The following is a 13,932-nucleotide window of genomic DNA, read 5'->3' on the forward strand; positions in this document are numbered from 1 at the left end:
AACATCAATCAATTCTTCAAGTTTTACAAGTTGTTCTTGACGTTTTTACATGTAACTACCCTGCCGATAGTGATCCAGATTTTGAGCTAGATATACACGGATACGGGAAGTTTATTTAAAAAATGGCGGAATAACGTACCGTGCAGATTTTTATACTGCTTGATTTTAGGGAGGAACATAAAATTCTAAAAAAAAATAAAGAAATTTCTTAAGTTATCTAAAGAGAATTTCAAGTATCAAAAAAGCAAAAGCAAATTATATGATGCATGCCACAAAACGTTAATTTTTGATGTACAGTTCAATCAAAAATTCAGGAATAAGGTAGTCAAATACAGAAGGGATGCTTCTAAAGTAGTAGCGCTAAACTTTTTTAATTTTCAGGTGTTTTAAAAGCAGGAAAGTTTGTTGTGCCTTTTATAGGAAGGTGTATCTTAAATTCTGTCCATTTTCCTAATTTGGAGTCGACCGTTATACTTCCATTCATGTGTTCTAATAGTCTAGATACCGTAGCAAGTCCTATTCCAGTTCCTTGTTTACCATTTCTGTCTTGTTTTGCTCCTACGTAGAACAACTTAAATACCGAGTTAATTTTTTCTGGAGGGATTCCACTTCCATTATCTCGAACACTTAATTCGTACTCTACTTGATGTTTGATCAGTTGCACATCGATTTTTGTGTGTTTTTTATCACTGTACTTTATGGCATTAGAAATCAAATTGACAAGAATTTGTTTTAAGGCTATGTGGTTGGTTATTAAAGTAGTGTCTTTTTCAGGTACATATCGCACTTGTACACTCTCATTCAATACAGTCAGAGCGATCACTTCTTCCATAAGGTCTACATAACTTACTTCATCATAATCTTCACTAACCAATTCTTCACTGCGGTAAAATTGTAACATCCCATCAATGTACCTACTCATGCTATTAGAGCTCTCTTTTAGGTAGCCTAAATATTCATTTGATTGTTGCGACAGGTTTTTTTCTCCTTTTCGCAATAACTCTGAAATCATTATGATATTGGATAAAGGGGCTTTTAGGTCGTGCGACACAATCCCGGCAAAATCTTTAAGTTCTTGATTGCGCAGATCAACTTGTGCTTTTAGTTGTTGTAATTCAAAAGTTTTAAATCGCTCTTCAAAAAGGGACATCACTTGTTTTGCCATGGCTTTAAGAGCATTTATTTGGTTTTTAGTTAGGGTTTTAGGTCGGTGATCGTAAACACACAAAGTACCCAATTTATAACCATTCTTATCAATTAGTGGTGCACCGGCATAGAAGATGGCTTTAAAATTATCTACAATTGGGTTTCCTTTAAAACGTTCATCCTTTCTGGCGTCGGGAACAATCATAACATCATCATTTCCGGCAATGGCATGACCACAAAAAGAAGTGTCTCTTGGAGATTCTGATAGATCTATTCCATTCCTTGATTTTAAAAATATTCTATTTTTATCCACAAGTGTGATTAAAGAAATAGGAGCGTCACAAATGGTTGAAATGATAAAGGTGATGCTGTCATAACTCTCTTCTGGCATGGTGTCAAGCAATTTGTATTTTTCAACAGCTGCTTGCCTTTGGAGTTCATTATCTAGAATAGGTGGTGTAATCATTTATCAGTTGGTTATTCTTTATAAAGTGAAGAAACAATATATTGTTTGGTTTTAATTGGGACTGTTTCAGCTATTATGTAAAGATACAACCTGTTACTTATGAAATTTGACAAGACACTTGTAATTCTATGTTCCTTAAAAACTTATGTTGCACCAGCCATTTAATTAAATTTATTAGTATCATGAGCGGTATTTTTGAACCTGTTTTGGGTGGTGTCATGCAGCAATCTGTGTGCTTTATACTCGGTATAAAGATTGTTCGGAGTCAGAAAGTTGTAGCTAGTAATCTAAGGGGGTTTTTAGGTAATGGAAGCATGTATAATTAGGTGGCCTGTTAGGTAACAGGATTTTTTTTTAAAATGATTAAACAATAATTGTTAAATAAGTATATTTCGCTTTTTTTTAAAGAGAATCTGCATTGTAATATGAAAAGAAAGCTTTTGTATGGTCTTTTAGTGCTACCTTTTTTTCTTTCAGCTCAAATTAACGAAAGTGATACACTTAAATTAAAAGCAACTCTTTCCTTAACTGGGTTTTATCAAGGTGGAAATGTAGAAACTTTAATATTTAGAGCCAAATCAGATTTTAGTTTTAGAACATTAAAGAAATGGGTGTTTAAAACTCAGAATTCTTATGTTTATCAAGAGTTTGGGAAAGAAAAAGCAGATGAAGATATTTTAAGTCTCAATTTTTTATATTTAAATCCCGAGCGAAGGATATACCCGTTAGTATTAGGTTTTGTAAGTACTAATTTCAGAAGGGAAATTGACTTGCGTTACTTGGTTGGAGCGGGAGTTACTTTTCAACTTCTTCATAAAAATAACAACTGGCTTAAAATGGCTATCTCTAGCGAGTATGAGCAGACAAATTTTAACACAACCAATTTTAATATATCAGAGTATAATGGAGCCAGGTCGATAGATACTTTTAGAGCTACGGTCTGGGTAAATGGCAAGTATGTACTCTTTAAAAAGAAAGTCATTGTGAATCACGAACTTTATTTTCAACCTTCTCTGGAGCAAAGTAATAATTTTCGCTGGCAAGCAGATGTAAGTTTAGAGTTTCCACTTTGGAAGTTTTTAAACTTTAAGGTGAATTATATTCACAGCTTTGAAAATATAGTGATAGAAAATCAACAACAAGAAGATAATTTCTTGACTTTTGGTTTTACAGTAAAAACTTATTAAACAGTTCGTTAAGTTGGTGTTATTGATGATTTTGGAACAGTATCCATAGCTTTTGACGCCAACTGTATTAAGTTTTGGAATCCGTGTAATGGAGGATTTTTATACACTTGGATCTCACCTTATCAATAGCAGTAATATGTTTCATTATAAGGCCTATGAGTCCGACTTTTCCCTTTTTAGAGAAGTCCTTCTCTAAAAAGACACGTGGAGGTAAGTTTAGCATAACAGATTTCCTAACAGAAGTCAAATAAGCATAGTGATATTCTAAGGATTTCGCGGTAGAAATGATATTACGTATGTTGATTTTGCTATGTGTTGAGAAAGCGTATGATTACATCATTATCAAATTTTTAGTGTAGGTTTAAGAGGGATTAAGCGTAGTTTTGTCTGCTATTAAAGTCATTGTTATCCATGGATCAGTCGCATAAATTAGAATTGAGTAAAGAGGAGATGAAGGCCTATGGTTATCAGGTAATAGATACTATTGTAGAACATTTTACCACTCAAAATGTTAAGAGTCCAGTAGCTTCTGGGAGTAGAAAGGAAATGGACGATTTGTTTCAGGAAACAGTTCCTGAATTTCCATCAAATCCAAGAGAGGTGTTGGACTTTGTTACACAGCAGGTGTTGCCTCATAGTAACATCGTGTCACATCCTAAATCGTATTCATTTGTTCCAGGACCTAGTAATTATATCAGCGTGATGGCAGATACGCTCGCGACAGGTTTCAATATCTTTTCTGGAGGTTGGGCTGCATCTCCAGCAGCGGCAGAGTTGGAGATCGTTACGATGAACTGGTTATTAAAATTATTCAAGTTTCCAGAAAAAAAGGGCGGAGGTATTTTTACAAGTGGAGGATCTATGGCTAATCTTACGGCATTGGTAACAGCAAGAAGACAAATGTGTGGTGATGATTTTTCTAAGGCCGTGATATATATGTCCGATCAGGCGCATTCTTCTAATGTAAAAGCCATACGCGTCATAGGATTTAAAAAGGAACAAATACGCATTATACCAACTGACGGCGAATTTAAAATGGCTATTAATAAATTGAAAAATGCTATTTCAAAAGACCGACTAACCAATTTGCAACCATTTTGTATCATTGCATCTGCGGGGACAACTAACACAGGTACGGTAGATCCTTTAGATCAAATTGCAGCTATTTGTAAAAATGAAAAGCTATGGTTTCATATCGATGGTGCTTATGGAGGAGCAGCCATATTATCTCTAAAAGGGAGTAAGGCTTTAAAAGGTATTGAAAAAGCAGATTCACTAACCATAGATCCCCACAAATGGCTGTTTCAACCTTATGAAATGGGCTGTTTATTAGTGCGTAAGAGCAAGTGGTTACACGATACTTTTGTAGAAAAACCGGAATATTTAAGAGATATTGAAGGCAATACTTCAGAGATTAATTTCTATGATCATGGAATTCAACTCACTAGAAGATTCCGTGCGTTAAAGTTTTATATGTCTTTAAAAACCTTTGGCTTGCAGGCTTTTAAAAAAGCAGTAACCTATAATATTGCTATAGCTGAAGATGTAGAAGGTATTTTGAGAAAAAGTTCTTTATGGCAAGTAGTATCACCTGCAACTCTTGCTATTATTAATTTTAGATATAACCCTATTCATTTAAATTTGAAAGACAAAGATTTAGATGCCCTAAATCAGGAACTATCTAAAAGAGTTATAGCTTCAAAAGAAGCATTACTTGTGACCACAGTTTTAACAGGACAAGTGGTTTTGCGCATGTGTTTGATCAATCCACGAACTACCATACAACATATTAAGGAGACCTTTGAAAGCTGTGAATATTTTGCTCAGCAGATTCTAGAAGAGCAAACGCTTTCATAAGGACACAAGTCGCCGCAGTTGATGATTTTTCACCTTTAAGAAAACCAGTATTATTATCCAACGGCAGCCTGTCCCGCAGCATATATTTTATCGAAATTGTTAAAAAAACAATTATTTAGGCCGTTTTTATTTCTTAATAGGTATTAATATTTATCTTACCTAAAACTAGAATTATGGAATTTATCGAAATTATAGAAATCCTTATCAAATTAGGTGTAGGATTAAGTATTCTTAAGGTGTGGTTACTAAATAGAAATAAAAACACCCCGTGGCGAGGAGCTTCTGCAAGTAGTATGGAAGAAGAGTTTGCTGCTTATGGTCTTTCAAAAAATGTGATGATTATAGTCGGGACTCTAAAAAGTATTTTTGCACTATTACTAATAAGTTCTATAGGATTTCCAGCAATAGAGTACATAGGTGCAGTGGGTATCGCTACCCTTATGGCTGGAGCAATTTTTATGCATTTTAAAATTAAAGACCCAATTAAAAAGTCATTTCCAGCAGCGTTGTTTTTGGTGCTTTCTATTAGTACTCTTTTTATAGGTCAGTAAGGGTATTGGTAATTGTTATTCTTAAGAAGAACTCAATGTTCCTACAATAAAGAAAACGCAGTGTTTTGATTTATTTAATTATCTCAATAGTAGGATTACTATAGGTACTACCTAAAGTATTTTTATAAAACGATAACAAATGATGCCACTGATAACCATAAAAGCTAGTGCAGGAGATGACTTATAAATACCATCTTTAATTTTTATCCTCACAATTAATCCAAAAAACATCAACAAGCACAAACCTGCAGAAGCCGCTATTCCTACTTTTGTATTAAAGATCCCACAAATCAATCCTATTGCTCCTGTTATTTGAAGGATACCAGTGAGTAAGCGTTGTAAAGTGTTCAAGCCGTACCTGTTGAATTCCAACCTCATGCGTGGGTTAAATATGCAATTCATTCCGAAAAACAAGAAAGAAACTATCGTGAAATAGAGGAGGAGGTCAAAAGTTTTCATCTTGCCAAAGTACAGTAAATCCCAAATCGGATACGTTAATTAAATGTTGAAATTATAAAGAAGAGCTGTTTTAATCCTAACGATATGCTGCGGTAAAAAGGATAGACTCTTTTTTTTATTGGTATTCCCTTGCCTTGTGATCTATATTCCTAACAAAAACAACTATTATATCTTAAATATAACTTAATAGCTCTTCATCTGATAACTCCTAATTAGTAAAGTTATAGGGACCTTTTAACATTTAGATGTAGACGAACTCTTTAGTTATTGATCTTGCAATCTTTCTAAAATTCCAGCATCTAGGCTTACGGGATGAATTTTAAAACTTTAGCTCTGTTCTACTTCCTTCATGTTTACTACCTCAAGCTTGATCTGACTTAGTAAAACGAATGACTAAACCTCTCCATTTTTTATATGATTACTTTTTTCTCCATAAAGCGACGGTCAAAAAGTAAAGGAGAAAGAGCCAGGGCATACCGTGAAGAAAGGTATCCCAATAATCCATAAATCCCATTCCTTTTGCACCACCAGCAAGCCATTTTAACTTTCCCCATATATGAGGTTCGGGACGGAAAGGCGCTAATCCTAAACTCATACATGCGACGAAGGCAAAAATTATTTTTGTTTTTAGCTTCATTGTCTTAATTTTTTCATTGTGTATTGCGAATAAGGTATTGCGTTGATGTGATTATAAATTCCTTATCGCTTTCTTTTTAAAATACTTTTCATACCACTACTATTAGCTTTTGATTTTAATACACCGTAGTGCTATTCATAGCGGTAATGCGTTGCTGTAAACTAGGATGCGAATAATGAAACCAGATGTAGGCTGGATGTGGCGTGAGATTGCTCAAACTAGTTTTGGAAAGAGCTTTTAAGCCACTGATCAGTGGTTCTTTTTTATAGGTCGCCTTTGCGTAATAATCGGCTTGGTATTCAAATTTTCTTGATAATAGATTCATGACAATACCTGTAAGCCTAGAAATAGGAGCGTAAAGCAAACCAAAAGCAACCAGTCCTATATGAAAAGAAGGAATGCTAACTCCTAAAGCTTGAGATAAAAGGCTGTTGTTTACAACTAAGGAAAATAGCCAAAGTGTAAAGCCAGTTGTTAGAGTGCCTAGTATCAAATTGTAAATAATATGGTTTCTTTTATAATGACCTACTTCATGAGCCAGCACAGCAACGATCTCTTCCTCAGTTAATTGTTCTATCAAAGTGTCGTATAAGGTGATTCTTTTTTCACTACCGAAACCACTGAAATAAGCATTTGCTTTTGTAGATCTTTTACTCCCGTCGATTACAAAGACCTTATTTATATGAAATCCAACGCTTGCGGCATATTCACTAATTTTATTTTTTAAATCTCCTTCTTCTAATGGAGTCTGTTTATTGAAAATAGGTACAAATAATTTGGCGTAAAACATATTCATAAACAAGGAAGTCATCAATATCAACACCCATACATACCACCAAAAATGAGCTCCAGCCCAGTTATAGCATAAAATTATCAAAGAAAGGATTCCACCGCCCAATAGAGCAGTTAAGATATAAGATTTTATTTTATCTAAAATAAATGTTTTTAGAGTGGTTGTATTAAACCCAAACTGCTCTTCAATAACAAAAGTAGAATAGATAGAAAAAGGCAGTGAGGCAAGCTCACTAGCTAGCATAATAATGCCAAAAAACAATAAAGCTACCAGAATTTGGTCGGTCGCAAAACCGCGCGCAATTTGATCCACCAGAGCAAAGCCTTTGAAATGTAAAAACAATATAATTACTAGAAATGACAACGTACTTGAAATCAATGAAAATCTGAAATTAGTCTTTTTATATTCTTGAGATTTTTTATATTCTTTGGGTTCATACACATCTGATAATTCTTTTGGGATGGCCTTTGAATACCAAGTGTAATTGAGTAAACCTAAAAAGCGTTCCAATAAAAAATCAACAACGAGTATTCCGATAATGAGGTAAAATATGCTAGTGGCATTCATAAGGGTGGTGGTGGATGATTTTAAATAAAATTGCGTTGTCTTCTTGCTTCAAAAATAAGGATGGCAGCGCTTACCGATACGTTCATGGAATCTATTTCGCCGGACATGGGAATGATGATATTTGCTCGGGCAGCACCTCTAATCTCTTCAGATAAGCCGGTGGATTCGGTTCCTACCGCTATAGCACAAGGGCTTGTATAGTCCTTGAGGTCGTAGCGTTCACTGCATTGCAAAGTTGCTGCATAAAGATCAATTGAGTTTTTTTTCAAGAACTCGATTACCTCTTTTGTACTGCCTACAGCTGTGGCTACTGTAAAAACACAGCCCACACTCGAACGTATAACATTAGGGTTATATAAATCTGCTGTTGGATTAGCAATAATAACTGCATCTACCTTTGCGGCATCGGCAGTTCTTAATAAAGCTCCCACATTCCCTGGTTTTTCAGTAGACTCGGCGATAAGTATTAATGGATTTTCAGATAATTGGAGATCTGCTAATTGTTGTGATTTCGCTTTCGCGAAAGCGATACATCCTTCAGTTCCACTACGGTAAGCCATCTTTTCATAAACCTGTTGTGTAACGGAAATGATTTCAGGATGTTGATCTATTTGTAAAAAGGAATACACTTCTTGGGGTGTAAATTCTTCTTTATCGAGCAAAATTGGTCCACAAATCAATAAGTGATCCATTATAAAACCTCCACGAGATGCCATAACTACTTCGCGTTGTCCTTCAATAATAAAAACACCTTCGTTTTTACGAGCTTTGCTTTTACGCTGCAATTGTTCTACATGACGAATAAGGTCGTTATTAAGACTAGAAATATGTTTCATCTAGCAAAAATAGGTTTTTCAGGCAGATCGCATGTATCTTTGATTATAAACTATAGCATATGAATTTTCACACGAGAAAATGGATTAAACCAGAAGACTTAAATCCAAACGGAACACTATTCGGTGGAAGATTACTGGAATGGATCGATGAAGAAGCAGCACTCTACACGATAATTCAGTTAGAGAACCAAAAAGTAGTTACTAAATACATGAGTGAAATCAATTTTATAGCTAGTGCCAAGCCAGGTGATATTGTAGAAATAGGGATAGAGGTGAATAAATTTGGCACAAGTTCAATAGATTTAAGATGCGTAGTACGCAATAAAATGACTTATGCCATCATTATAACCATCGAGAGTATCATTCTAGTAAATCTAGGCGAAGATGGAAAACCAGCAGCACATGGTAAAACTGAAGTAGAATACCAGCATAACCGCATGAAAGATAGAGGGGTTGATGTAAATTAAGAACGTTCTTTTAGGTCTTCTTTTAAGTAAACACCTTCCATCCAGAAGGTCCCAAAAGGAACTACGGACATGGCGAGAACTATTAGTAGTTTTTTGATGTTCCATCGCTGCAGCTGGCTGAGTACGATGGCAATGACCACATAACTTAAAAAAAGAATTCCATGAGCCATCCCCATAATTTTATTAGGTAAAATCACACCCCCTAAATACTTAAGTGGCATGGTTAAGAACAGTATACATAGAAAGGAATAGCCTTCTATTAATGCTAAGAATTTGAAAAATTTAAACATCTGTGTCACTTTATTAAAATGTAAATTTCAAAGGTAAGTTAGAATTATTAAGCCAACCATATTTAATTCCTAATGAAATAATAATTATTGAATGGGGCTAGCGGTTCAACGCCACGTCCATCACATTTATGTTATAAAATAATTGGTTAATGAGGTTGTAAAGTCTTTAAATTCTACTGCACTGGCTTATTTTTACACTATGGAAAAAAGCCAACCCAAAATTACTATTATAGGCGCCGGAGTTAGCGGCTTAACTGCAGCATTAACTTTGCAAAACGCCGGCTATAAGTCTACCTTATACGATGCCAACTCCTTTATAGGTGGACGTGTGAATAGCCTTATCAAAAACGGATTGATACTGGATCAGGGTTTTCAAGTGATGCTGGACGCTTATCCCGCAGTACAAGAATTTCTTGATATAGAGGCTTTAAAATTGCGCAAATTTGTTCCGGGTTCTCTTATTTTCAATGGTAGAAGGACGTATCGGCTTGGAGACCCTTCTAGAGATTACAGCTTTTTTTGGAGCACTTTATTTGCGGGAGTTGGTTCTTTAAAAGATAAGTGGTTGGTTTTCTCGCTTTCGCGAAAGCTAAAACAAAAATCACTTCAACAAGTATTTGCTTCTCCAGAAAAAAGTACATTAACCTATTTGCAGGAATTTGGATTTTCTCACCAAATGATTTCTAGTTTTTTTACACCTTTTTACGCAGGTATATTTTTAGAAACAGAACTTGCCACTAGCAGCCGAATGTTTGAATTTGTTTTTAAAATGTTTACTGAAGGTAGTGCAGCAATACCCGCAGGTGGCATGAAAGCAATTCCAGAGCAGCTGGCTTCAAAGTTAACAGCTGGCTCTATTCAATTAAATCAAAAAATAAGTGCGGTCTTAGGAAATGAGATCACTTTAGAAAATGGAGAGAAGTTTTTGTCAGATTACACGATTGTCGCGGCTCCAGCTGGGGACATTGTCCCTAATCTTCCTGATGAAATGATGCCATGGCATCACGTAACAGTTCTTTATTTTGAAACAGATCATACTGGTTTTGACGAGGCTATCATAGGTTTAGTAACTAATGAAGAGGTAGTGATCAATAATTTTCACTTTTTACAAGATGTTTTTGAAAATCATAGGATTGTAATCAGTGTATCTGTTATTAAAAAGCATCAATTTACGGATCAACAACTCGTAGAACGGGTAATCAAGGAATTGAGAGAAGAAACTGGAATCAAAGCTTCAGAATTCATTCAACTATTTCATATTAAAAAGGCATTGCCTCAATTACATTCTTTAAATTATTGCATGACTCCTTCAGAAACACAGTTGACAGAACATCTATTTCTAGCGGGAGACCATTTAAGTAATGCCTCTCTTAATGCAGCAATGTTAAATGGTAAAGCAGCTGCACAGGCCGTGATAAGTAAAATAGAAAGCTCGGTATTACTGTAATGAAACAACGTTTCCCTTAAGTTCTTTTCTAGAAAATAATTGAGGCTACAACCGTAAGATTTTAACTTTTAATAAAACAATAGTGCTTGGACCTATTGATGTAAATGAGTTTTAGGCCATATAGGTGCGCTTGAAGTTGACTGCTTTAACCAGGCACCGTTCTTCATTACCACCCCAAGGTTGTATTGATTTCTTCAGGGACTACTTTTTCTGTTAGGATATTCCATCCCTTTATTAGGCAGGCATATTTTTTACAAGCAGCTTCCTAAACGATGTTTGATCACGTCAACATGAAAGGAAGGTTAACATGGCTCAGCAAAATTGCCTATATGAAAGAATTGGCTATTGGCCTACTAACTAAAGAATAATCACTTATCATCAATGAAGTTTATAGGACCTTAACGCGTTTCAAATTTAGTGGTTGCTCAACCTCGACTTTGTATTACAACTGTCCCTATAAAAATGGCTGAAAGGCATGGTTCTTTAAGCATATCTGGAGTAATTGGGTAAGCAGCTTTAGCGTTTTTAAGCAGTACACTTCCAATAATCAAATTGTGAGTTTTGGCAGGCTTTCTATTTTATCATAATATATCTTAAAAAGTCCTGCAGTTTTTTAGTTCATCAATTAGTTACAAACTAACGTTCAAATCTTTTCCTACCCTTTTTAGAGTATGTAATCAGTACTTACAAAGTTTGATGTTTTGGCATCCATCAAGTTCTTTAATATAGCATTATTATAATCATTGTCTTTAGACGCCAAAAATGTTCTGATAGAAAAGGATCTCAAGGCATCATGTACACTTAAGGTACCAACAGCAGAGTCTTTCCTACCCGTAAACGGATATACATCTGGACCTCGTTGACATGAACTGTTCAGATTAACACGGCAAACTAAATTTACTAAGGTATCTATTAGTGGTGCTAGTGTTTGCACGTCTTTGCCAAATAGGCTGACTTGCTGGCCATAATTAGACGCTGCCATGTCGTCTAGTGGTTCTTCAATATCTGTAAAGGATATGATAGGTATAATTGGCCCAAATTGCTCTTCCTCATAAACCCGCATGTTTTTTGTTACCGGATATATAACAGCAGGGAAGATATAATTATCAGTAGTTTGTCCTCCTTTTTCATTGATAATATTTCCGCCTTTTTCTAGTGCATCATCTATCAACTCTTGTATATAAGCAGGTTTATTGGGTTCTGGTAAAGGCGTTAACTGAACCCCATCTTCCCATGGATTACCAAATTGAAGAGCATCTACTTTTTGACAGAAACGGTTGTTAAATTCATCAACTATGGACTCATGTACGTACAATACTTTAAGAGCGGTACAACGTTGTCCATTAAATGATGTTGCTCCTGCAATACATTCTTCTATAGCTAAATCTAAATCTGCATCGGGTAATACAATTGCAGGGTTTTTAGCCTCCAACCCTAGAACCATACGCAAGCGATTGCTCTTAGGATGTACACTTTGTAAGGCATTTGCCGAATTGCTATGTCCTATGAGTGCCAGCACATCAACTCGACCATCTTTCATGATAGGATTTGCTACCGTTCTACCTCTTCCAAAAATAATATTGACAACACCTTTAGGAAAACTATTTTGAAAAGCTTCCAAAAGAGGACATAATAAAAGTACTCCAAATTTAGCAGGCTTAAAAATAGCCGTGTTGCCCATGATCAATGCGGGTATTAAAAGGGCAAAGGTTTCATTTAAAGGGTAATTATAAGGACCAAGACACAACACAACCCCAAGAGGGCCTCTTCGTATATGTGCATTTACACCGCTATGCTTTTCAAATTTTGCACTATTACGGTCCATTTTCTTGTAATCTTCAATAGTATCAAAGATATAATCTACCGTTCTATCAAACTCCTTTTCAGAGTCTGCTAAGTTTTTACCAATTTCCCACATCAACAATTTTACAACTGCTTCGCGTTTCATTTTCATTTGTTCTACAAACTTTTTCATACAGGAGATGCGGTCCTCTACTTTCATTGTAGGCCATAAGCCTTGACCTCGATCATAGGCTTCAACTGCTGCGTCCAAAGCTTCTAAAGCCTCATGTTCTCCTAAAGTAGGTACACTACCTAGAAGGGTAGGCTGATAATTTTTTGTTGACGATATACTTGAAAAGACTTCAGAGCTTTCACCATTCCACTGTCTTAATTCCCCGTTAACCAGGTAGAATTTTTGATTTACACGATCTTTAATTTGATACTTTTCTGGAATGTTCATAGGGTAACGCTCTTGTGTTGATATAAATAGAATCGAAATATAGGAATTTTCCGCTTAACGGATTCTTTATAAACGTTAAACGAATGTCTAAGCTTTTACACCTTTTGCAACGTAAATATTTAACTTATTTGGTTTTGCTATTTTCTTACGGGGCTTCTTTGTTTGATCAATACAAGGAGTGCTGCCATCGCTTTCGCGAAAGTGATAGCATCAAAACCGCTATTTTTTTTTAAAAAAAAGAGTAGCTACAATTGACACTTGCAGCAGATTTAACAACTACCTTATAACGTGTAGCTCCTTATAGTTAGGAGTGAAATTTTAAATTTCAAAACGAATATCGTTGAGATATAAAATACATTAAAGGGATTTTTGGATGTGAGGTTAGAAATGCTATCTGTTGCGGAGGAGAAAGTTTAGAAACAAAATACCTATATTTTTAACTAATATTTTTCTCACTTTATTGTAGGGAGTGGTCTTATTAAATTAATACAAAGTAGTCTTAGGGTATAGCGGAAATAAGTACCTGTAGTTTTTATCTGTTTTTAAATGTTTTCAATGCAATTCTATTTCCCAAGGCTCAAATTCGGGAGTAACCTGATAAGCTTCTTTACTTTTATGACATAAAGCGATAATGAATTGTGCCGCTCTATTCATCGCATGTTTTTGATTTAAAACCCTACCTTTTTCGTTTATTTTGATATGATGGGTATCAATAGCAAAAACTTGTTCTACAGTACTGGACTGGTCTGCAAGTTGAATAGCATCGTCCACCTCTGAAAGAAACTCAACATCTGGAACTAAATAAGTAAGGTGGTGTTTATATTGAACTAATGGTAAACAAATAGCCGAAGCGCTCTTTTGAAAATGCTTACTACTTCCATTCTTTAAAGGTATAAGAAGTTTATGGGTAGTTCACATTACCTAAAAGACAAGATAATTAAAAGGAATATTATGCATCAGACTTTTAGTAATCAGCAAACAGGGACT

13 protein-coding genes are annotated in these 13,932 nt (G+C 35.1%); 5 read left to right on the forward strand and 8 right to left on the reverse strand.

Annotated elements, in window-relative coordinates; genetic code table 11:
• Positions 1-370 precede the first annotated feature (370 nt).
• Complete coding sequence (locus KG732_RS09945; RefSeq protein ID WP_213523102.1) at positions 371-1,612, reverse strand: GAF domain-containing sensor histidine kinase; 1,242 nt, start codon at positions 1,610-1,612, stop codon at positions 371-373.
• A gap of 425 nt (positions 1,613-2,037) precedes the next feature.
• On the opposite strand from KG732_RS09945, the gene KG732_RS09950 reads away from it, so the two are divergent.
• The 3 genes from KG732_RS09950 (at position 2,038) to KG732_RS09960 (ending at position 5,207) form a co-directional block, all read left to right on the forward strand.
• Complete coding sequence (locus tag KG732_RS09950) at positions 2,038-2,799, forward strand: DUF481 domain-containing protein (protein ID WP_213523104.1); 762 nt, start codon at positions 2,038-2,040, stop codon at positions 2,797-2,799.
• Positions 2,800-3,210: 411 nt separating this feature from the next.
• The gene (locus KG732_RS09955) at positions 3,211-4,656 is read left to right on the forward strand and encodes an aminotransferase class V-fold PLP-dependent enzyme (RefSeq protein WP_213523111.1); all 1,446 of its coding nucleotides are present in this window, start codon (positions 3,211-3,213) and stop codon (positions 4,654-4,656) included.
• Positions 4,657-4,829: 173 nt separating this feature from the next.
• Positions 4,830-5,207, forward strand: coding sequence for a DoxX family protein (locus KG732_RS09960; RefSeq protein WP_213523113.1), 378 nt, complete (start codon positions 4,830-4,832; stop codon positions 5,205-5,207).
• A gap of 111 nt (positions 5,208-5,318) precedes the next feature.
• On the opposite strand, the gene KG732_RS09965 is transcribed toward KG732_RS09960, so the two are convergent.
• The 4 genes from KG732_RS09965 to KG732_RS09980 all read right to left on the reverse strand — a co-directional run bounded on the left by KG732_RS09965 (position 5,319) and on the right by KG732_RS09980 (position 8,499).
• A complete protein-coding gene (locus tag KG732_RS09965; RefSeq protein WP_213523114.1) occupies positions 5,319-5,666 on the reverse strand; it encodes a DoxX family protein in 348 nt (115 codons plus the stop codon).
• Between the two features lie 418 nt (positions 5,667-6,084).
• Positions 6,085-6,303, reverse strand: coding sequence for a hypothetical protein (locus KG732_RS09970; protein WP_213523116.1), 219 nt, complete (start codon positions 6,301-6,303; stop codon positions 6,085-6,087).
• A gap of 115 nt (positions 6,304-6,418) precedes the next feature.
• Positions 6,419-7,663 (reverse strand): M48 family metallopeptidase, encoded by a 1,245-nt coding sequence (locus KG732_RS09975; RefSeq protein ID WP_213523118.1) that lies wholly within the window; start codon positions 7,661-7,663, stop codon positions 6,419-6,421.
• A gap of 20 nt (positions 7,664-7,683) precedes the next feature.
• The gene (locus tag KG732_RS09980; protein ID WP_213523120.1) at positions 7,684-8,499 is read right to left on the reverse strand and encodes an RNA methyltransferase; all 816 of its coding nucleotides are present in this window, start codon (positions 8,497-8,499) and stop codon (positions 7,684-7,686) included.
• A gap of 59 nt (positions 8,500-8,558) precedes the next feature.
• Between KG732_RS09980 and KG732_RS09985 the strand changes: the two genes are divergently transcribed.
• Positions 8,559-8,966, forward strand: coding sequence for a hotdog domain-containing protein (locus tag KG732_RS09985; RefSeq protein WP_213523122.1), 408 nt, complete (start codon positions 8,559-8,561; stop codon positions 8,964-8,966).
• Here the strand turns inward: KG732_RS09985 and KG732_RS09990 are convergent.
• Complete coding sequence (locus KG732_RS09990) at positions 8,963-9,256, reverse strand: DUF3817 domain-containing protein (protein ID WP_213523124.1); 294 nt, start codon at positions 9,254-9,256, stop codon at positions 8,963-8,965. The genes KG732_RS09985 and KG732_RS09990 overlap by 4 nt on opposite strands.
• Positions 9,257-9,455: 199 nt before the next feature.
• Here KG732_RS09990 and KG732_RS09995 point away from each other — a divergent pair, with 199 nt between their 5' ends.
• Positions 9,456-10,703: an NAD(P)/FAD-dependent oxidoreductase gene (locus tag KG732_RS09995; protein WP_213523126.1), complete on the forward strand. Its 1,248-nt coding sequence runs from the start codon at positions 9,456-9,458 to the stop codon at positions 10,701-10,703.
• Between the two features lie 664 nt (positions 10,704-11,367).
• On the opposite strand, the gene KG732_RS10000 is transcribed toward KG732_RS09995, so the two are convergent.
• Together KG732_RS10000 and KG732_RS10005 are read right to left on the reverse strand one after the other, a co-directional pair.
• Positions 11,368-12,945: an NADP-dependent glyceraldehyde-3-phosphate dehydrogenase gene (locus KG732_RS10000; RefSeq protein WP_213523128.1), complete on the reverse strand. Its 1,578-nt coding sequence runs from the start codon at positions 12,943-12,945 to the stop codon at positions 11,368-11,370.
• A 552-nt stretch (positions 12,946-13,497) separates the two neighbouring features.
• Positions 13,498-13,716: a hypothetical protein gene (locus KG732_RS10005; RefSeq protein ID WP_213523130.1), complete on the reverse strand. Its 219-nt coding sequence runs from the start codon at positions 13,714-13,716 to the stop codon at positions 13,498-13,500.
• Positions 13,717-13,932: the final 216 nt, after the last annotated feature.

It is taken from the genome of Nonlabens sp., assembly GCF_018401815.1.
In the GTDB taxonomy this organism is placed as follows: Bacteria; Bacteroidota; Bacteroidia; order Flavobacteriales; family Flavobacteriaceae; genus Nonlabens.